Source organism: Ruegeria sp. AM9 (genome assembly GCF_056540565.1).
In genome coordinates, this window is the sequence record NZ_JBQFWY010000007.1 from 146,479 (window position 1) to 165,197 (window position 18,719).

The 18,719-nt window shown below is 60.7% G+C and carries 20 protein-coding genes; 7 read left to right on the forward strand and 13 right to left on the reverse strand.

Going from position 1 to position 18,719, the window contains the following annotated elements:
* The first annotated feature begins 118 nt into the window (after window positions 1-118).
* From ACR0DO_RS13620 to ACR0DO_RS13650, 7 genes are all read left to right on the forward strand, one after another.
* Window positions 119-1,507 (forward strand): 1-acyl-sn-glycerol-3-phosphate acyltransferase, encoded by a 1,389-nt coding sequence (locus ACR0DO_RS13620; protein WP_480559482.1) that lies wholly within the window; start codon window positions 119-121, stop codon window positions 1,505-1,507.
* Window positions 1,508-1,619: 112 nt separating this feature from the next.
* Window positions 1,620-2,906 carry a crotonyl-CoA carboxylase/reductase gene (gene ccrA / locus ACR0DO_RS13625; RefSeq protein ID WP_170446135.1) on the forward strand — a complete coding sequence of 429 codons (1,287 nt, stop codon included), beginning with the start codon at window positions 1,620-1,622 and terminating at the stop codon, window positions 2,904-2,906.
* Between the two features lie 206 nt (window positions 2,907-3,112).
* The gene (locus tag ACR0DO_RS13630) at window positions 3,113-3,331 is read left to right on the forward strand and encodes a hypothetical protein (RefSeq protein WP_170445830.1); all 219 of its coding nucleotides are present in this window, start codon (window positions 3,113-3,115) and stop codon (window positions 3,329-3,331) included.
* On the forward strand, window positions 3,270-3,989 hold the full coding sequence (locus ACR0DO_RS13635; RefSeq protein WP_480559484.1) for a helix-turn-helix transcriptional regulator: 720 nt from the start codon (window positions 3,270-3,272) through the stop codon (window positions 3,987-3,989). The genes ACR0DO_RS13630 and ACR0DO_RS13635 overlap by 62 nt, the downstream gene beginning before the upstream one ends.
* A gap of 84 nt (window positions 3,990-4,073) precedes the next feature.
* Window positions 4,074-4,712, forward strand: a complete 639-nt coding sequence (locus ACR0DO_RS13640) for an acyl-homoserine-lactone synthase (protein ID WP_170446129.1) — start codon at window positions 4,074-4,076, stop codon at window positions 4,710-4,712.
* Between the two features lie 60 nt (window positions 4,713-4,772).
* Entirely contained in the window at window positions 4,773-6,305 is a 1,533-nt protein-coding gene (locus tag ACR0DO_RS13645; protein ID WP_480559486.1) for an ATP-dependent DNA helicase, read from the forward strand.
* Window positions 6,302-7,030: an SDR family oxidoreductase gene (locus ACR0DO_RS13650; RefSeq protein WP_480559488.1), complete on the forward strand. Its 729-nt coding sequence runs from the start codon at window positions 6,302-6,304 to the stop codon at window positions 7,028-7,030. The genes ACR0DO_RS13645 and ACR0DO_RS13650 overlap by 4 nt, the downstream gene beginning before the upstream one ends.
* A gap of 3 nt (window positions 7,031-7,033) precedes the next feature.
* Here ACR0DO_RS13650 and ACR0DO_RS13655 read toward each other — a convergent pair whose 3' ends face one another.
* From ACR0DO_RS13655 to trpS, 13 genes are all read right to left on the reverse strand, one after another.
* Window positions 7,034-7,801 (reverse strand): TIGR02186 family protein, encoded by a 768-nt coding sequence (locus tag ACR0DO_RS13655; protein ID WP_170446120.1) that lies wholly within the window; start codon window positions 7,799-7,801, stop codon window positions 7,034-7,036.
* 2 nt (window positions 7,802-7,803) lie between these two features.
* Window positions 7,804-8,724 carry a sulfite exporter TauE/SafE family protein gene (locus ACR0DO_RS13660; RefSeq protein ID WP_170673504.1) on the reverse strand — a complete coding sequence of 307 codons (921 nt, stop codon included), beginning with the start codon at window positions 8,722-8,724 and terminating at the stop codon, window positions 7,804-7,806.
* A gap of 344 nt (window positions 8,725-9,068) precedes the next feature.
* Window positions 9,069-10,079, reverse strand: a complete 1,011-nt coding sequence (locus tag ACR0DO_RS13665) for an ABC transporter permease (protein WP_480559490.1) — start codon at window positions 10,077-10,079, stop codon at window positions 9,069-9,071.
* Entirely contained in the window at window positions 10,079-11,176 is a 1,098-nt protein-coding gene (locus tag ACR0DO_RS13670; protein WP_170446111.1) for an ABC transporter permease, read from the reverse strand. The genes ACR0DO_RS13665 and ACR0DO_RS13670 overlap by 1 nt, the downstream gene beginning before the upstream one ends.
* Window position 11,177: 1 nt before the next feature.
* Window positions 11,178-12,707, reverse strand: a complete 1,530-nt coding sequence (locus tag ACR0DO_RS13675) for an ABC transporter ATP-binding protein (RefSeq protein WP_480559492.1) — start codon at window positions 12,705-12,707, stop codon at window positions 11,178-11,180.
* Between the two features lie 87 nt (window positions 12,708-12,794).
* Window positions 12,795-13,793: a BMP family ABC transporter substrate-binding protein gene (locus tag ACR0DO_RS13680; RefSeq protein WP_170446105.1), complete on the reverse strand. Its 999-nt coding sequence runs from the start codon at window positions 13,791-13,793 to the stop codon at window positions 12,795-12,797.
* Between the two features lie 159 nt (window positions 13,794-13,952).
* Window positions 13,953-14,366, reverse strand: coding sequence for a GNAT family N-acetyltransferase (locus ACR0DO_RS13685; RefSeq protein WP_480559494.1), 414 nt, complete (start codon window positions 14,364-14,366; stop codon window positions 13,953-13,955).
* A complete protein-coding gene (gene tsaB, locus ACR0DO_RS13690) occupies window positions 14,363-14,947 on the reverse strand; it encodes a tRNA (adenosine(37)-N6)-threonylcarbamoyltransferase complex dimerization subunit type 1 TsaB (protein WP_480559496.1) in 585 nt (194 codons plus the stop codon). Before tsaB ends, ACR0DO_RS13685 begins: the two co-directional genes overlap by 4 nt.
* The gene (locus tag ACR0DO_RS13695) at window positions 14,937-15,500 is read right to left on the reverse strand and encodes a NifU family protein (RefSeq protein WP_170446095.1); all 564 of its coding nucleotides are present in this window, start codon (window positions 15,498-15,500) and stop codon (window positions 14,937-14,939) included. The genes tsaB and ACR0DO_RS13695 overlap by 11 nt, the downstream gene beginning before the upstream one ends.
* 69 nt (window positions 15,501-15,569) lie before the next feature.
* Complete coding sequence (locus ACR0DO_RS13700; RefSeq protein ID WP_480559499.1) at window positions 15,570-16,163, reverse strand: DsbA family protein; 594 nt, start codon at window positions 16,161-16,163, stop codon at window positions 15,570-15,572.
* Window positions 16,164-16,172: 9 nt separating this feature from the next.
* The gene (locus ACR0DO_RS13705) at window positions 16,173-16,628 is read right to left on the reverse strand and encodes a universal stress protein (RefSeq protein WP_209195306.1); all 456 of its coding nucleotides are present in this window, start codon (window positions 16,626-16,628) and stop codon (window positions 16,173-16,175) included.
* 62 nt (window positions 16,629-16,690) lie between these two features.
* Window positions 16,691-17,554 carry a branched-chain amino acid aminotransferase gene (locus ACR0DO_RS13710; RefSeq protein WP_480559501.1) on the reverse strand — a complete coding sequence of 288 codons (864 nt, stop codon included), beginning with the start codon at window positions 17,552-17,554 and terminating at the stop codon, window positions 16,691-16,693.
* A 59-nt stretch (window positions 17,555-17,613) separates the two neighbouring features.
* Entirely contained in the window at window positions 17,614-18,642 is a 1,029-nt protein-coding gene (trpS, locus tag ACR0DO_RS13715) for a tryptophan--tRNA ligase (RefSeq protein ID WP_480559503.1), read from the reverse strand.
* Between the last annotated feature and the right edge of the window lie 77 nt (window positions 18,643-18,719).

The window sequence follows — 18,719 nt, forward strand, 5'->3', positions numbered from 1 at the left end:
AAGAAAATTACGTTCAAGCGTTCTAAAGCGCAATTTTCGAGATATGTCAATTCGCTGCATCGCGGCATATGTGGTTCTTCAGATTGTAGGTGCCACGGTTTGGTGGCAGGGTGCGCGCATGACTCAGACCGTGGAACTTCCGCTTTGGCTGTTTTTGCTGATCCTGGTGTTTGCCGCGGTCACGCTGGCCTCGCATTTTCTGTTCCCATCGGTGCGCTGGTTTTTCCGCCGTCGCCTTGAGCGCGCGGTCAAGCGCCTGAACACACGGCTGCAAAGGCCAATTCAGCCATTCAAGCTGGCGCGGCGGCACGACATGATTCAGCGGCTGATCTATGATCCGCAGGTCGGACAGGCCGTCCAGAATTTTGCGCGTGAGGAACGCGTACCCGAGGCCGTGGCCTTTGAAACCGCCCGCCGCTATGCGCGCGAGATTGTTCCATCCTTTTCGGCTGTGGCCTATTTCAGTGTCGCCATTCGTCTGACCCGAATGTTGAGCAATGCGTTCTATAACGTCCGACTCAGTTATATGGACGAAAAGGCCATCGCGGAGATCGACCCCGATGCCACCGTGGTATTCGTCATGAACCACCGCAGCAACATGGACTATGTGCTGGTTACCTATCTGGCGGCGCAGCAATCGGCCTTGTCCTATGCGGTGGGTGAATGGGCGCGGGTCTGGCCGCTCAGCCGCCTGATCCGGGCGATGGGGGCGTATTTTATCCGCCGCAAATCGGGCAGCGAGCTGTATCGGCAAGTGCTGGCCTGTTACGTGCGTCACGCGACCGAGGCAGGGGTGACGCAGGCGATCTTCCCCGAAGGGGGCCTTAGTCTGACCGGCGCGCTGGCGCGGCCCAAGCTTGGCCTGCTGAAATACATCATCGACGCAAGTGACCCCGAGGGGCGCGACGTGGTCTTTGTGCCTGTTGCCCTGAACTATGATCGGGTGCTCGAGGATACCATCCTGACCAAGGCCGCCCTGGGCAATGAACGCAGGTTTCGCGCCCGGATCGGGGTGATCACCTGGTGGATACTCAAACAGATCGGGCGGCGGCTGGTTGGACGTTATCAGCGATTCGGTGTGGCTTCGGTGCGGTATGGGCGGCCGGTTTCGCTGCGGGCGTTCCGGGCGGATCACGAAACCAACCTGATGACGGATCTGGCCCGTGATCTGGTGGCGGGTATCAGCGCAGCAATTCCACTGGTTCCGGCGCCTGCCGCGTGCTGGCTGGTGCGCGAGAAGGGGGAAATACCCGAAGAGGAGGCCGTACAGCTGATCGATCAGCTGCTGCGACGCAACGGATCGCCTACGCCGTTGGCCCGCGCAGCAATCGAGGCGGGCATCCAGCAATTGGTCGACCGGCGCATCCTGAAGCGCGAGAACGGGAAAATATCCTCGTCTGGTCAAAGGGTTGACCTGTTGGACTATTACGCGGCCTCGGCGTCATTGGATACGAAAACGGCTCTTGCTGCGTCCGCGAAGGAAATTTCTGCACCCGCTGGGTCATAAAATTACAAAATTCACTCAAAATATGTTGCAATATTTCTCTCTGACCAATATCTCATCGTTTAGAGCCTGCGATTCTGCATCGCGGCAATGATGAAGAATAAAGGAGGCCAACATGGCTCTGGACACCGACAGCGGTATCGCGTCTTACGACGCGCCGGAAAAAGACCTCTATGAGATGGGTGAAATCCCTCCGATGGGGTTTGTGCCCAAGAAAATGTACGCATGGGCGATCCGCAAGGAACGCCACGGCGAGCCGGACACCGCAATGGTGCAGGAAGTGGTGGACGTCCCCGAACTGGACAGCCACGAGGTGCTGGTGCTGGTGATGGCCGCGGGCGTGAACTACAACGGCGTCTGGGCCTCGCTGGGCAAGCCGATCTCGCCGTTTGACGGCCACAAGGCCCCCTATCACATCGCCGGTTCGGATGCGTCCGGCATCGTCTGGGCGGTGGGGTCGAAAGTGACCCGCTGGAAAGTTGGTGATGAGGTTGTCATCCACTGCAACCAGGACGATGGCGATGACGAACACTGCAACGGTGGCGACCCGATGTATTCGGACAGCCAGCGGATCTGGGGTTACGAGACACCGGACGGATCGTTCGCGCAGTTCACCAACGTTCAGGCGCAGCAGCTGATGCCGCGTCCCAAGCACCTGACCTGGGAAGAAAGCGCCTGCTACACGCTGACTCTGGCCACCGCCTACCGGATGCTGTTCGGGCATGAACCGCACGACCTGAAGCCGGGTCAGAACGTTCTGGTCTGGGGCGCGTCGGGCGGTCTAGGATCCTATGCGATCCAGCTGATCAACACCGCGGGCGCCAACGCGATCGGTGTGATCTCGGACGAAAGCAAGCGTGACTTTGTCATGGGGCTGGGTGCAAAAGGCGTTCTGAACCGCAAGGACTTCAACTGCTGGGGTCAGCTGCCCACCGTGAATACGCCGGAATATGCCGAGTGGTTCAAAGAGGCCCGTAAATTCGGCAAGGCGATCTGGGACATCACCGGCAAGGGCGTGAATGTCGACATGGTGTTCGAGCACCCAGGCGAAAGCACTTTCCCCGTTTCCACCTTCGTGGTGAAAAAAGGCGGTATGGTCGTGATCTGCGCCGGCACCACCGGCTATAACCTGACCTTCGACGTGCGCTATATGTGGATGCACCAGAAGCGCCTGCAGGGGTCGCATTTTGCGCATCTCAAACAGGCAGCGGCGGCGAACAAGCTGATGGTCGAACGTCGCCTGGACCCGTGCATGTCAGAAGTGTTCTCCTGGAAGGAACTGCCCGAAGCGCACATGAAGATGATGCGGAACGAGCACAAGCCGGGCAACATGTCGGTGCTGGTTCAGGCCCCGCAGACCGGTATGCGCACTCTGGAAGAGGTTCTGGACGCTCGCGGTTGAATCGCAGGTAAATAAATCTCTGGCGCCCGCGAATCGGCTTATCGGCTCGCGGGCGCTGCTTTTTGATGCATAGGTTTATTCTTTTCAATGACTTATCTGCGGTGGCCCCGCTTTTTTTGGGGAGTAGAAACCAGTGAATAGGCTAAAAAACACTGCACATGCTATGGTTGTGTTAACCCTTCGTTAACCGTTTCGGAGAGAACCTGATGGCGCAGAATGAGTGGATACTGGACGTGTTGTCGGACCTCAACGCCTTTGCAGTTGAGAACGGTTTGATCGCGCTTGCCGAGCAGTTGGATGATACCAAGCTGATCGCCGCAGCCGAGATCGCGTCCATGAAGGCTGAGGTACGGACGCCCGCGGATGGGAACAAATCTCGATATGAGCCAGGTCCTGGAGGACTTGGAAAACACCAACACGCTTGACGAATTAAGCGATATCGCCATCTGGCTGCGCGACAGGCTGAGGGTCGAACATCTTATCTACCATTGGGTCGATGGCGCCGGGGACCAATACGGCTATACGACCTATCCCGACGCCTGGGCCGAGCGCTATCTGGAAAAAAATTATCATCGGATCGACCCAGTCATTCTGGGCTGTTTTCAGCGGTTTCACCCGGTTGATTGGAAAACGCTGGACTGGTCCGGCAAGGCGGCCAAGGCCTTCCTGAAAGATGCGCAGAGCCACGGGGTTGGCAATCAGGGCTATTCGGTCCCGATCCGGGGGCCAAAGGGGCAATTTGCCCTGTTCACTGTGAACCATTCCTGTGACGACGACGCCTGGCAAAAATTCATCGACCGTCATGGCCGCGAACTGATTCTGGTTGCGCATTACTTCAACCGCAAGGCGCTGGAATTCGAAAGTGACCGTCAACCTGATTCCTCACGCGGACTGTCCCCGCGTGAGGTGGATGCAATGACCCTGCTGGCGTTGGGCTACAGCCGGGCGCAGGTCGCCCATTCACTGTCCATCTCCGAACATACGCTGCGCGTTTACATCGAAAGCGCCCGCGCCAAGCTTGGGGCGCAGAACACCACTCACGCCATCGCCACGGCCCTCAGCCGAGGATTAATAGTGGTTTAACAGGCGTACGCCTCACGAACGGGAAATTAACCGTGACTTTGTACCCCCTTCGTTCCTGCACAGGACGACAAGGGGAAAAAAGTCATGTTGCGCTATCTGTTTGCTGATGAGCTTCACAAGTTTCCGGACCTGGCCGACGGAATGTTCCGGGATCGCGCGGATCAGTTCAAGACCCGGCTGGGCTGGGATGTCCACGTCAACGAAAAAGGAGAGGAGCGGGATCAGTACGACGACCTGAACCCTCTGTACGTCATCTGGGAAGAAGAGGATGGCAGCCACGGCGGGTCCATGCGCGTTCTGCCGACCACCGGACCCGTCATGGTGAATGAAGTGTTTGGACACCTGACCGGGGGCAAACCGATCTGTAGCCCTCTGATCTGGGAGGTGACACGCTTTTGCCTGTCCCGCACAGCCAGCCCACACACGGCGGGGGCGATCATGCTCAGCGGTGGTGAGATGATGGAAGGGTTCGGCCTGACCCATATCGCCGGCGTCTTTGATGCGCGCATGATCCGGATTTACCGGCTGATCGGGTCCTCGCCTGATGTTCTGGGCACCGAAGGGAAGGGGCGCGATCAGATTTCGGTAGGGCTGTGGCCCTATTCGGCCGAGGATTGCAACCGTGTGGCCGAACGTGCAGGCATCCCGCGCGAGCTGTCCCGCCTGTGGTTCAAGACCGCTTTCGGTACCGGGCGGCAGCACCGGTTCGCTCTGTCGGCCTGACCTGCGGAAAAGCCAATTCCCTCTCTGGTGATAGCTGGCGTGGCCCTGTAGGGTCGCGCCATGTCTATGCCCCCCGTGACCTTTTCCGAAGATCAGGCCGCCGCCTATGACAGCATCGCCGAGATGCTGCGATCGGCCGGTGTTGACCTGAATGACGACGCCCTACTGAAGCTTCCGGGGGTGGGGAAATCCGGTGTCATGGCGGTGATCGGCAAGGCAGGGTCAGGCAAAACCCTGTTACTGGCCGAGCTATACAAGGCGCTGGCCGAAACCGGGGTGCAGATCGTCTCGGGCGATTTCGAAAGCCGCAAGGCAAAGGAAAAGCGCAGCCTCGCCATTCTGGCACCCACCAACAAAGCGGCCAGCGTCTTGCGCCTGCGCGGCGTGCCTGCGACGACAATTCACCGCATCCTTTATACGCCGGTCTATGATCCGGAATACGAACGCATCGCCGAATGGCTGGCGGGCAATGACGAACGCCCCGAGATCGAAGGCCTGACCGACGAAGCGCTGGACCGCGCCGCAGCCTTCTATCAGAACAACAAATCCATCCCCGGTGCGCTGGCCGCCGCAGGTCTGCGCGGGTCCGATTTCATCACCGGCTGGAAACGCCGGGATGAACCGCTGGATATCGGCTTTGTCGATGAAGCCTCGATGCTGGACGACCGGCAGTTCGAAGACTTGCAGGAAATTTTTCCGACCCTGCTGCTGTTTGGCGACCCGGCCCAGCTGGCCCCGGTCAATCAATCCGGCAGCATGGTGTTTGAAGCACTGCCCGAGCCGCGCAAGCAGGTTTTGCACCGGGTTCACCGGCAGGATGCGGACAACCCGATTCTCGACCTCGCCCACGCGCTGGCTGACCCGCAAATGGGGTTCGAGGATTTCGAACGGCTGATCGAACAGACCGCCCGTCAGGATGACCGCGTAGTCTGGGGGCAGCGGGTCGAGGTCGATCTGATGGCCCGCAGTCCGGTTCTGGTCTGGCGCAACGCCACGCGCATTCGTTTGATCCAGGCCTTCCGGAATGTCCACGGCGCACCGGATACCGAGCTGCTGGAGGGCGAACCGCTGATCTGCGACGGGATCGAACTGCCGCTGAAGCACCGCAAGAAACGTCTGGACCTTGAGGCGCGCGGACTGATCAAGGGGGCTCAGGTCATCTATCTGGGGCCGGGGCGCAAGCCGGGATTTTCGCGCCTGCACGTGATGGGGGCCGAAGATCCGCAGGTCAGCGCCGCGTCTATCGTCAAGATCGAAAAGCCGGATGAGGAAGAACCCTTCATCCCTTTTGCCGCCCGCATGGGCGCGACCTTTCTACATGGCGCAGCGGTGACCATCCACAAGGCGCAGGGGTCGCAATGGGATACGGTGCAGGTCTTTGCGCCAGACATCTACGCCGCTGCCCGTATGGGCCGGTCTGAGGCCGGACAGCCCCTGTGGAAGCGCTTGGCTTATGTGGCCATCACCCGCGCACAAGAGCGCCTGATCTGGGTGGTACGCAACCGTCTGGCCAAGCCCACCCATCCGCTGCGCGTGGACGATCTGCGGGCCGCTCCAGTGGCATCGCTGACATTGGAGGCCGAAGAGACATGAGCACCATCATCGTAACCGGCGCAAGCTCGGGCATCGGGCGGGCCACGGCGGAACTGTTCCTGACCGAGGGCTGGACGGTTGGTTTATTGGCCCGCAGTGCGGATAAACTGCACCAGATTGCCTTGGTCCATGACACTGCCATCCCTCTGGTCGCGGATGTGACCGATCCGGATGCGGTTCAGGCCGCGTTCCAAACCTTTCAGGACAAGGCCGGCCATCTGGACGTGCTGTTCAACAACGCAGGGATATTCGCGCCCGGTGGCACGATTGACGAGATCGCGCTGGAGGACTGGTACCAAAGCGTGAACGTCAACCTGAACGGCATGTTCCTGAGCGCGCGCGAGGCATTTCGGATCATGCGCCACCAATCCCCGCAAGGCGGACGCATCATCAACAACGGCTCGATTGCCGCCTATGTGCCGCGTGAGAACTCGGTGCACTACTCAACGACGAAACATGCCATCACCGGACTGACCCGCAGCCTGTCACTGGACGGGCGGCCATTCGGGATCGCCTGCGGTCAGATCGATATCGGCAATGCGCGCACGCAGATGGTGCAAGGTCTGGTGGACGCAGCCGTTGACGCCGGACAGCAGCCCGACCCGACCATGGCCGTCGAAGACGCGGCGCGCTCGGTGTTGCATATGGCCAGCCTTCCGCCCGAGGCCAATGTGCAGTTCATGACCGTGATGGCCACGACGATGCCCTATATCGGCCGCGGTTAGGCGTCAGTTCTCGCGCAACAGCCGGAACGCGGTGGACGCGCCCCAACCAGCCGCGATGGCGATGACCAGCGACATCAGCCCGTACCAGACAGGTTGCTGACGCGACAGGTTGTAGAGGAACCGCTCCAGCCCCACCTTGCGCACGTCGATGGTGGTCTCGAACTGCGAGATGACCTGTTTGCCACGGGTCAGGAAGATGCGCGCCCTGTAGTCGCCTTCGGTCAGGTCGGCGGGCATAGCGATTGAGGTCCGGAACAGGGTTTGTTCGTCCACCGCCACGGTGTTTTCGCGGATCGAATACAGCCCCTCATCCTCGCGGATGCGCACCACGGCATCCGCAAATGACTGAGCGCCCCGGATATGCATCGCCGCCCCGACCGAGCGGATGGCCCGTTCGATCGAGATGCGATAGCGCAGGTCCTCGGTATCCGAGAGGATGTCGCCCAACGGCCCGCTGGTGGCTACCGCGTAAAAGCTGGGCGCAAGGTCGACCAGAACGCTGTCGGTATTGACCCAGATCCCCAGTTTGCGTGCCTTGCGCCGGACCATCACCGGGCTGGAGGGTCCGGCCACGGCCACGATCACCTCAAGCGGCGGGCCGGGCGGAATAGGGGTTTCCCGTTTGACGGCCCCAAAGATCAGGATTTCCGAGCCATCGAACGTTGCGGTAATGGCCACCCGATCCTGGCTGAGGCCCAGCACAACCTGCTCGTCCACCGCAAGGGCAGGGGTGCAGCACAGGATCAGCAGGGCAATCAGGCGTTTCAGCATGATCAGTGCCCCCCTTCGCTGCCAAGCGAGTAGAGCTCGGACGGTTCGATCAGCAGGTCCAGCGCTAGCTTGCCGCAGACCACCAGAACCAGGGCTGCCAACAGCACCCGCAGTTGCTCGGCCGGCATTCGCGCGCCGATCACCGTGCCGATCTGCGCGCCCACGACGCCACCAACCAGCAGCAGAACCGCCAGAACGATATCGACCGTATAGTTCGTGGTGGCGTGCAGCATGGTGGTGAACGCCGTCACGAAAATGATCTGAAACAGCGAGGTTCCAACCACGACCTTGGTGGGCATGCCCAGCAGGTAGATCATCGCTGGGACCATGATAAAGCCGCCGCCGACCCCCATGATTGCCGACAGAACGCCAACACACAGCCCGACCATCATCGGCGGAATGACCGAGATATAGAGGCCCGAGGTGCGAAAGCGCATCTTGAGCGGCATGGCATGGACCCAGCCCCGCTGGCGCCGTTTTGCAGGGGCTCCGCCGCCCTTTTTGGCCTTGCGCAGCGCCCGCAGGCTTTCGATGAACATCAGGCTGCCGACCACGCCAAGAAAGACGACGTAACACAGGGTGACCAGCAGATCGACCTGACCCAGGCTCTTGAGATAGTTGAACACCACCACGCCAAGAGCCGCGCCTATTAACCCCCCGGTTAACAGGACCGTGCCCATTCTCAGGTCCACCGTCCTTCGTCGGAAATGCGCCAGCACGCCGGAAAAGGACGAGGCGACGATCTGGTTGGCTTCGGTCGCGACAGCAACGGCGGGGGGGATGCCAATGAAGAACAGCAGCGGCGTCATCAGGAACCCGCCGCCGACGCCAAACATGCCGGACAGGATACCGACCATCCCGCCCAGCCCCAACAGCAGAAAGGCATTGACGGAGACTTCGGCGATAGGAAGGTAAATCTGCATGTGGAATTACCGGATGAGAGCGGCCGCGCCACCTTGGGCGGCCCGGACTGTCTCAAACCATTTGGATGAGGCATTAATGCGGCGCGTTGGGGGCAAACCCCACGGCCACATGGTGAATATCGAACGCGCGGGCTGGTCCCCGGCGGTACGATTTTGCTGAAGAACAGGAAGGCACCCGAAAAGCGGGCGTTTTTGTGTTTCCGGTACCCTGATGTGGGAAGATCCGATCTCGGCTATCACAGGAAACACACTCATACCCCTTTAGAGCGGTTGCCGCATGTAAAATCAACTCTACATGCGGCACTGCGGCGAACTGGACTGACAGGAGTTCGGAACTGGACCTGTCAGCGTTCTTTCACATAGGGCTCGCCCCCGGCGCGCGGTGGCACCGCTTTGCCGACGAACCCGGCCAGAATGACCACGGTCAGGATATAGGGCAGGGCGTCCATCACCTGCACCGGGATGACCACGCCGCCCAGATCGATGTTCTGGAACCGCAGTGCAATCGCTTGCAGCAGACCGAACAGAAGACAAGCCCACATTGCGTGCCAAGGCCGCCATTTCGCAAAGATCAGCGCGGCCAGGGCGATGAACCCGCGACCGGCAGTCATTTCCTTGACGAATCCGGCCTGCAGAGCGGTCGCCAGATAGGCCCCCGCGATCCCACACAATACGCCGCAAATGGCGACGGCGGCAAAGCGCAGGCCAACGACCGACACACCGGCGGTATCCACAGCCGCCGGGTTTTCACCGACGGCACGCAGGCGCAGGCCGAACCGGGTGCGGTACAGAATCCACCACGTCAGCGGAACCATGAGGAAGGCCACGTAGACCAGAATGGAATGACCGGAAATAAGTTCGGAGTACACCATGTGAACAGAATTGGTGTCAGACATCAGTTCAGAAACCGGTTGCCCAGTTAGTTCAGCATCTTCGGGGCCGATTGCATAAGGGAACTCTGCGGATTCGAATCGAGCTTCGCCGAAGAGTGAAGGCGTACGCCCGCCCTGTTTGAACCAACTTTGTGCAATCAACACGGTAAGGCCAGATGCAAGGAAGTTGATCGCTACACCCGAAATCAACTGATTGCCTCTGAAGGTGATCGAGGCCAGCCCGTGCAATCCTGACAGAGCCAGCGAGGATGCGATGCCTGCCAGCAGGCCCAACCAGACCGACCCGGTCACAGCGGCCACGGCGGCCGAGAAAAAGGCCGACATCAGCATCTTGCCTTCAAGACCAATGTCGAAAATGCCCGCGCGTTCGGAATAGAGCCCCGCCAGACAGGCCAGCAGCAGCGGCGTGGCCAGACGGATCGTCGAATCGAGGACCTGGATGAGGGTAAGGAAAAACTCCATCACTCTGCCCCCTTCTTCCGCAGGCTCAGGAACAGCTTTTCAAGCGGCATCCTGACCATGTTGTCCAAGGCTCCGGTGAACAGGATCACCAGTGCCTGAATGACCACGATCAGTTCACGCGGGATCGAGGTCCACAATGCCAGTTCGGCCCCACCCTGATAGAGGAACCCGAACAGCAGCGCCGCCAGGAATACGCCAAACGGATGCGACCGCCCCATCAGCGCCACCGCGATGCCGATAAAGCCCGCGCCTTCGGTGGAGTTGAGGACCAGCCGTTCCGCCTCGCCCATCACGTTGTTGATCGCCATCAGACCGGCCAGCGCGCCCGAGACCAGCATCGCGACAATGGTGATACGAACCGGCGAAATCCCGGCGTAGATGGCCCCGGTCTCGGAATGGCCATAGGCACGGATTTCATAGCCCAGCCGCGTGCGCCAGATCAGCGCCCAGACAACAAAACAGGCCAGAACCGCCACGAAGAACGAGATATTCGCAGGCGCGCCCCGGAACACCACGTTTTCGGCGGTCGAGAACATCGACTGGAAGGTCGGCAGATGCACCGCCTCAGGGAAACGCGCCGTTGCCGGGTCTTGCGAGCCCTGCGGGCGCATGACGTTGACCAGCATGTAGTTCAGGAAGGCGGCTGCGATGAAGTTAAACATGATCGTGGTGATCACGATATGGCTGCCGCGCTTGGCCTGCAGATAGGCCGGGATCGCGGCCCATGCGGCACCGAACAGGGCCGCAGCAAGCCCGGCGCCCAGCAGGGCAATGCTCCAATGCGGCCACGGAATGTAGAGGCAGGCCATGGCAACGCCCAGCCCGCCCAGCATGGCCTGACCTTCACCGCCGATGTTGAACAGCCGCGCGTGGAAGGCTACCGCCACGGCCAGCCCGGTGAACATGAAGTTGGTCGCGTAATAGAGCGTGTAGCCCCAGCCATAGGTCGAACCCAGCGCGCCGGTGACCATCAGATTCACCGCCTCGACCGGGTTTTCGCCAATGGCGAGTATCACCAGCGCTGAAAGGATTGTGGCCAGTATCAGGCTGATCAGCGGGATCAGGACGACATCGGCCCATTTGGGCATTTTATCCATGTTACGCGGCCTCTCCCGCAACGCCGGCCATCAACAGGCCCAGTTCTTTTTCATCCGTCTCATGGGGCAGGCGTTCGCCCATGATATGTCCGTCAAACATCACGGCGATCCGGTCGGACAGCGAGAAGATTTCCTCCAACTCGACCGAGACCAGCAGGATTGCCTTGCCCTGATCGCGCAGGGCGACGATCTGTTTGTGAATGAACTCGATCGCGCCGATGTCCACACCACGGGTGGGCTGACCGACCAGCAACAGGTCCGGGTTGCGTTCAATCTCGCGCGCGACGACGATTTTCTGTTGGTTGCCGCCCGAGAAGCTTTTGGCGGTCAGCCAGCCATTGGGCGGGCGCACGTCGAATTTCTCGATCTTGGCTTCGGTGTCTGCGCGCAGAGCGGCGTTGTCCATGAAGATACCGCGCTGATAGGCGGGGTCGCGGTGATAACCGAAGGCCACATTCTCCCACGCGTGGAAGTCCATGATCAGCCCTTCGCGCTGGCGGTCCTCGGGCACGTGGGCGATGTGTTGCGCGCGGCGGGCCTGCCCGTCAGACCCGTGCCCGCTGAGCGCCAGAGGCGCGCCGTTCAGCTTGATCGAGCCCTGACCGGGGCGCATCCCACCCAGAACCTCAAGCAGTTCCGACTGGCCATTGCCCGCTACGCCGGCGATGCCGACGATCTCACCCGCGCGGACGGTCAGGTCGATGCCTTTGACCCGCTCAACGCCGGCCGAGTCAAACACGCGCAGGTTTTCGACCTCAAGAATAGGTTTGCCCGGTTTTGCAGGTACTTTGTCGACCTGCAGCAGAACTTTACGGCCCACCATCAGTTCGGCCAGTTCTTCGGGGCTGGTCTCGGCGGTTTTTACGGTTGCGGTCATCTGACCGCGCCGCATGACCGAGACGGTGTCGGTGTTTTCCATGATCTCACGCAGTTTATGCGTGATAACGATGATCGTTTTCCCTTCGGCCCGCAGCCGGTCGAGGATGCGGAACAACTGATCGGCCTCGGCCGGGGTTAGAACGCCGGTGGGTTCGTCAAGGATCAGGATCTCGGCCTTGCGGTACAGCGCCTTCAGGATCTCAACCCGCTGCTGCATCCCCACACCGATCTCGTCGATACGTTTGTCGGGGTCGACGAACAGCTCGTATTCTTCTTCCAGCTCTTTCAGCTCTTTGCGGGCCTTGGTCAGGGACGGGGCCAGCAGCCCGCCATCCTCGGCGCCCAGAACAATGTTTTCCAGAACGGTGAAATTCTCGACCAGTTTGAAATGCTGGAACACCATCCCGATGCCAGCTGCAATCGCGGCCTGACTGTCAGGGATATCGGTCTTGGTGCCGTTGATCCAGATCTCGCCTTTATCGGCTTTGTAAAACCCGTAGAGAATGCTCATCAGCGTTGATTTGCCCGCACCGTTTTCTCCGATGATCCCGTGGATCGTGCCGGGGGCGACGCTGATGGAAATGTCTTTGTTGGCCTGAACCGGCCCAAAGGCTTTGGAAATCCCTTTGAGCTCAATGGCGGGGACGGTCATGTCTTGTCCTCAGATTGCCGAAGGGCCGCGCGGATCGCGCAGCAGAGTGGATGCGAGGCGGAGGTCAAACCCCCGCCCCGCGCGATATCAGAACTGCAGTGCCGGGCAGCTGTCGTTCTCGTAATAGCTGACAACGCTGACATTGCCGTCGATGATGTCCTGACGGGCTTTTTCAACGGCCGCTTTCATCTCATCCGAGACCAGTTCAGCGTTGTTTTCGTCCATCGCAACGCCAACACCGTCTTCGGCCAGACCCATGGCAAATACGCCGGTTTCCAGGCCGTCGCCTGCGTTCATCGCGTCGTAGACGGCGACGTCAACGCGTTTCAGCATCGAGGTCAGAACCTTGCCCGGGTGCAGGTGGTTCTGGTTGCTGTCCACGCCGATTGACAGGATGCCTTCGTCGGCTGCGGTTTGCAGAACACCGACGCCGGTGCCGCCAGCTGCGGCATAGACCACGTCCGCGCCTTGGCTGATCTGTGCTTTGGTCAGTTCAGAACCTTTTACCGGGTCGTTCCATGCCGCCGGAGTGGTGCCGGTCATGTTTGCAACCACGTTGATATCCGGGTTCACCGCTTTGGCACCTTGCGCGTAGCCGCAGCCGAAATGACGGATCAGCGGAACATCCATACCGCCAATGAAACCGATGGTGCCGGATTCCGAGGCCATGGCGGCCATCATGCCGACCAGGTACGAGCCTTCATGCTCGGCAAAGCCAACCTGGCGCAGGTTCGGCGCGTCCAGCCAGTTCACATCGACCACGACAAATTTCGTGTCGGGGTAATCGCCGACAACCGTGCTGAGCGGATCGGCCATTGCGAAACCCATGGTGATGATCGGGCTTAGGCCAGCTTCGGCGAAACGGCGCAGAGCCTGTTCGCGCTGGGCTTCGGACTGCAGTTCGATCTCACGGTAGGTGCCGCCGGTTTCCTCGGCCCAACGCGACGCGCCGTTATGTGCGGCCTCGTTGAACGACTTGTCGAACTTGCCGCCCAGGTCAAAGATCAGGGCCGGTTCGGCAAGGGCCGCACCAGCAGTCAGCGCGACGGCGGCGGCAGCGCCCATCAAGGATTTCATCAGGGTCATTTCATACTCCCGTTTGTTATTGTCGGTCGGGGCCAAGATAGCCCCGGTTACCCACTGTGAGCGAGCATAACTGTTGTGATGGCGGGAATTAAGGGCGTTTGCAACAGGCCGGGTCAACTGATTTTTGACCGGTTGGTCGAAAAAACCAGTTGCGGCCCCTCAGGTCAGATCGCATTCCATGACAATGGCGTCGATTTTTCCAGCGTTTTCGCGCAGATAGTAGCCTTTGCGCAGGCCGCAGGGCCTGTATCCGCACCGTTCATAGAGCGCGATGGCGGGGTGGTTATCTGCCGCAACGTCCAGAAAAGCACGGGTCGCGCCCAGTTTTCGGGCTGTCGCGTGCCATTCGTGCATGGATTTCAGTGCCAGACCCCGCCGTTGACGGCTGGGATGGGTTGCGATCGTCAGCAGCTCGGCCTCATCCGCGATGACTTGGAACAGGGCAAAAGACTCAGTGTTCCCAATCACATGGGTGAATCGGTTGTCCAGAAGATCGGTAAACTCCTGATCCGTCCAGGGGCGCGACTGCGTGAAAGCCGCCGCGTGGATATGGGCCAGATCCTGCGGGGTCATCCGTCCAGCAAGGCAGGGGGGGTGTCTTTCGACGGCGCCGCGTCGGCGGGCCGCACATAAAGCGGGGCCGGGGGCGTGGTGACGCTCTGCCAGTTTTGCGCCGCCAGCCGGGCGATGGCCCGCACCTGTGCGTCCGCATCATCGTTCAGGATCAGGGTCCCGAGTGATTCTGCCTGTTCCTGCGCCATCAATGCCGGGTTCTGCCCCGGCAACGTGACATAGACCTGTTCGCGCGGGGCGCGGATAGCGGGCAGCCCATCGCCGATTTCGGCCAACGCGTCGAAGCCCGAAACGCCCACAGCCGGTATTCCAAGCCCCAGCGCCAGGCCCCGCGCGGCCGAGACCGAAATACGGATGCCGGTGAAGTTCCCCGGCCCGATTCCAACGCCAATGGCCGTCAGGTCACTCCAGGTGCAGTCTGCTTGGGCCAGAACGTCTTCCAGCAGCGGCATCAGCCGTTCGGCCTGACCGCGTGTCATGGGATCGGTGTGCGATACGAGGATGCTGTCACCCCGCAACAAAGCGGCCGCGCAATGCGCGGCCGATGTATCAAACGCCAGAATCAGCGGGTCAGACGGCAACGGGGCGTACCTCGGTCACCTCTGGGATGTAATGGCGCAGCAGGTTCTCGATCCCCATTTTCAGCGTCAGGGTCGAGGACGGGCAACCCGCGCAGGCACCCTGCATGTGCAGGTAGACGACGCCGCGGTCAAACCCGTGGAAGGTGATGTCACCCCCATCCTGGGCCACCGCCGGGCGTACGCGGCTGTCCAGCAGGTCCTTGATCTGGTTGACGATTTCCGCGTCCTCACCGGTGTGTTCGGCGTGGCCCGAAGCGGCCTGGGCGTCCGAGCCAAGTACCGGCTGACCGGACTGGAAATGCTCCATCACCGCGCCCAGAATGGCGGGCTTGATGTGATCCCACTGAACGTCGTCAGATTTGGTCACGGTCACGAAGTCATTGCCCAGGAACACGCCGGTCACACCGCTGACCGTAAAGATGCGCTTGGCCAGGGGCGATCTTTCCCCGGCTTCCGCCGTGGGGAAGTCTGCGGTTCCAGCCTCCAGAACGATCTGGCCGGGCAGGAATTTCAGCGTTGCGGGGTTCGGCGTGGATTCGGTCTGGATGAACATGTCACGGCTCCGTTTCAGTTGTGACTGATATGCGGGTCCGCGCCGGGGAAGTCAAGATTTGGAACCGTTCTAAATTTCGACCACCAGTTGCATCGCTTCATCCAGCCGGTCGTCGCCCCAAAACAGCTCATCCCCCACCAGAAAGCTGGGAGCCCCGAAAATCCCCTTGGTCTGGGCCGTTTTCGTCTGTTCGATCAGGGCGGCCTTGATGTCGGGGTCCTGACAGCGGGCCAGCGTGTCGGCAGGCAGGCTGGCCTGCGACAGGCAATCAACCAGCACATCGTCGTCCGAGATGTTCAGGCCATCGACAAACTCCGCGGCATAAACAGCGCGGACAAACGCAGCTCTTTGCGGTTGGGCGTCGATCGACAGAACAAGCCGCGCGGCTTTCAGGCCATTTTGCGGAAACGGATCAGGCCGGGTGAACCGCACGCCGCGCCGGGCCGACAACCGCTCCATATCGCGCCACATATAGCGTCCTTTGGCAGGGTAGATGTTGAACGGCGAATTGTCCCAGCCTTGCGCGGCGAAAATTGGACCCAGCAAAAAGGGATGCCATTCGACCGAGACCCCGTACTGCGCCGCCAAATCCTCGATCCGCACCGCGCTGAGATAGGAATAGGTCGAGGCGAATTCGAACCAGAACTGGATGCTGCGCGGCATGGGCGGGCCTCAGGTGATCTCTTCCAGCTTTTCCTTGCTCAGGTCGCCGGGGACGATGGTGATCGGGATCGGCAGGCTGCCTGAATTCTTGGTCAACTGCGTCACCAGCGGGCCGGGGCCCTTCTTTTCGACCCCCGCGCCCAGCACCAGAACTCCGATCTCGGGGTCAGACTGGACGTGTTCGATGATTTGCGGAACCGGGTCGCCTTCGCGGATGGCCAGTTCCGGGTCAACGCCCTGCTTGTCGCGCATCCACTTGGCGAACACCTCGTAATGGGCGTGAATGCGTTCGCGGGCCTCTTCGCGCATCACTTCTGCCACACCGATCCAGTGGTTGAACTCATCCGGCGGGATGACCGACAGGATCGTTACGCCGCCGCCCGTATGGGCCGCACGCATGGCGGCAAAGCGCATCGCGTTCAGGCATTCGCGGCTGTCATCCAGAACGACCAGAAATTTGCGCATGAAGTGTCCTTCGGTTATTTCAGGCGATCATGCCCGACCAGATGCACGCTGGCAACCAGAGCCTAGCCTGTGCTTGCCGCCCAGTCCCAATACATCTCGCGGGCGCGGCGGGCGATGGGTCCGACCTGATATTGGGTGTCTTCGATTGCGGTGACCGGGGTGATCTTGCTCATGTTGCCGGTCATGAAGACCTCATCCGCCTTGCTGAAATCGTCAAAGCTGAGGATCGTTTCGTGCACGGTTACGCCATCGGCGCGCAGGTTCCTGATATGGCGCGCGCGGGTGATCCCGGCCAGAAAGGTGCCGTTGGGGACAGGGGTGAAGACCTCTCCGTCACGGGTCATGAAGATGTTTGTGGTGGCGGTTTCGGCCACATGGCCCAAAGCGTCAGCGACCAGCGCGTTCGAGAACCCGTTGGAGCGCGCCTCCTGCAGCATCCGTGCGTTGTTGGGGTACAGGCACCCGGCCTTGGCATTCACGACCGAGGATTCCAGAACCGGGCGGCGGAACCGCGTATATCCCAGCGTGACCGAGGCGGTTTCAGGGGCCATCGGAATCTCTTCCAGACAGATGGCAAAGCCGGTGCTGTTTTCCTGCGGGACGATGGCCGTGGCGTCGCCGTCGATGCCCCAATACATCGGGCGGATGTAAACGGCCGACTCGGGGCCGAAAACTTCCAGCCCCTCGCGGACGATCTCGACCATCTGTTCGGTGGTCACCGAGGGCGTCAGCATCAGCGCCTCGGCGGACCGGTTCACGCGGGCGCAGTGCGCCTCAAGATCCGGGGCCATGCCTTCGAAAAAACGCGCGCCGTCAAAGACCGACGATCCCAGCCATGATCCATGGTCGGCGGCCCGCATGATCGGGGCGTTCCCGTCATGCCACTGACCTTCGAAATAGGTGCGGATGTTCTTGCCGACTGCCATGACGCCCTCCCAAGCTTTTGCGCAAACCTAGGAAGGCGTTGAGGCAAGGTCCAGAGCAATCAGCCCTGTTTTGCACCAACCATGCCCACGATTTCGTAGGTCTGCTGCAGGATCGGGGCCGCAATCGCCCGCGCTTTTTCCGCGCCCTTGGCCAGAATCTGGTCGATTTCGGCCTCTTCCCCCATCAGGCGGGCCATTTCGGACGAGATCGGTGCCAGTTTCGCAACCGCCAGCTCCGCCAGCATCGGTTTGAACTCACCGAACTGTTTGCCACCCATTTCGGCCAGAACCTGCTCGGCCGTCTGGTCGCTGAGTGCGGCGTAGATGTTGACCAGATTGCGCGCCTCAGGACGCTCCGACAGGCCATCGATTTCCGAGGGCAGGGCGTCCGGGTCGGTCTTGGCCTTGCGGATTTTCTTCGCAATTGTGTCCGCATCGTCGGTCATGTTGATCCGCGTCATGTCTGACGGGTCCGAAGACGACATCTTGCGCGACCCGTCCCGCAGGTTCATCACCCGCGGTGCGGGGCCGCCGATCACCGGTTCGGTCACCGGAAAGAAATCGACGCCGTAGTCATGGTTGAACTTGATCGCAATGTCGCGGGTCAGTTCCAGATGCTGTTTCTGGTCTTCCCCCACCGGCACATGCGTGGCGTGATAGGTCAGAATATCCGCCGCCATCAGCGCCGGATAGGCAAACAGACCCAGCGAGGCGTTCTGCGCGTTCTTGCCCGCCTTGTCCTTGAATTGCGTCATCCGCTGCATCCAGCCCATCCGGGCGATACAGTTGAAAATCCACGCCAGTTGCGTGTGCTCGGGCACCTGGCTTTGGTTGAACAGGACCGATTGCTCGGGGTCCAGACCGGCGGCGATAAAGCCTGCGCAGACCTCGCGGGTTTTTTCACGCAGGCGGGCCGGGTCCTGCCAGACGGTGATCGCGTGCAGATCAACCATGCAATAGATGGTCTCGAACTCAGGTCCCTGCATGTCGACGAACCGCTTGAGCGCACCCAGATAGTTGCCAAGGTGCAGGTTTCCCGAAGGCTGGATGCCGGAAAACACGCGCGGCGTGAACTTGGTTTCGGTCATCGAAGGGAACTCCCATCTGGAAAAATCAGCCCCCGTCGCTTACCCATGAGGCCAAGGGACGTCAACAGCCGCGAAAG

Coding starts and splice junctions, on each gene's coding strand:
- ACR0DO_RS13700 (WP_480559499.1), bottom strand. CDS start 16,163: ATGCCGCGCAGCATCCAGTTCTGGTTCGAATTCGCCTCGACCTATTCC.
- ccrA (WP_170446135.1), top strand. CDS start 1,620: ATGGCTCTGGACACCGACAGCGGTATCGCGTCTTACGACGCGCCGGAA.
- ACR0DO_RS13695 (WP_170446095.1), bottom strand. CDS start 15,500: ATGTTCATCCAGACCGAATCCACGCCGAACCCCGCAACGCTGAAATTC.
- ACR0DO_RS13675 (WP_480559492.1), bottom strand. CDS start 12,707: ATGACCGTCCCCGCCATTGAGCTCAAAGGGATTTCCAAAGCCTTTGGG.
- ACR0DO_RS13665 (WP_480559490.1), bottom strand. CDS start 10,079: ATGGAGTTTTTCCTTACCCTCATCCAGGTCCTCGATTCGACGATCCGT.
- ACR0DO_RS13655 (WP_170446120.1), bottom strand. CDS start 7,801: ATGCTGAAACGCCTGATTGCCCTGCTGATCCTGTGCTGCACCCCTGCC.
- ACR0DO_RS13640 (WP_170446129.1), top strand. CDS start 4,074: ATGTTGCGCTATCTGTTTGCTGATGAGCTTCACAAGTTTCCGGACCTG.
- ACR0DO_RS13645 (WP_480559486.1), top strand. CDS start 4,773: ATGTCTATGCCCCCCGTGACCTTTTCCGAAGATCAGGCCGCCGCCTAT.
- ACR0DO_RS13670 (WP_170446111.1), bottom strand. CDS start 11,176: ATGGATAAAATGCCCAAATGGGCCGATGTCGTCCTGATCCCGCTGATC.
- ACR0DO_RS13650 (WP_480559488.1), top strand. CDS start 6,302: ATGAGCACCATCATCGTAACCGGCGCAAGCTCGGGCATCGGGCGGGCC.
- trpS (WP_480559503.1), bottom strand. CDS start 18,642: ATGACCGAAACCAAGTTCACGCCGCGCGTGTTTTCCGGCATCCAGCCT.
- ACR0DO_RS13630 (WP_170445830.1), top strand. CDS start 3,113: ATGGCGCAGAATGAGTGGATACTGGACGTGTTGTCGGACCTCAACGCC.
- ACR0DO_RS13680 (WP_170446105.1), bottom strand. CDS start 13,793: ATGACCCTGATGAAATCCTTGATGGGCGCTGCCGCCGCCGTCGCGCTG.
- ACR0DO_RS13705 (WP_209195306.1), bottom strand. CDS start 16,628: ATGCGCAAATTTCTGGTCGTTCTGGATGACAGCCGCGAATGCCTGAAC.
- ACR0DO_RS13620 (WP_480559482.1), top strand. CDS start 119: ATGACTCAGACCGTGGAACTTCCGCTTTGGCTGTTTTTGCTGATCCTG.
- ACR0DO_RS13660 (WP_170673504.1), bottom strand. CDS start 8,724: ATGCAGATTTACCTTCCTATCGCCGAAGTCTCCGTCAATGCCTTTCTG.
- ACR0DO_RS13710 (WP_480559501.1), bottom strand. CDS start 17,554: ATGGCAGTCGGCAAGAACATCCGCACCTATTTCGAAGGTCAGTGGCAT.
- ACR0DO_RS13685 (WP_480559494.1), bottom strand. CDS start 14,366: ATGACCCCGCAGGATCTGGCCCATATCCACGCGGCGGCTTTCACGCAG.
- ACR0DO_RS13635 (WP_480559484.1), top strand. CDS start 3,270: ATGGGAACAAATCTCGATATGAGCCAGGTCCTGGAGGACTTGGAAAAC.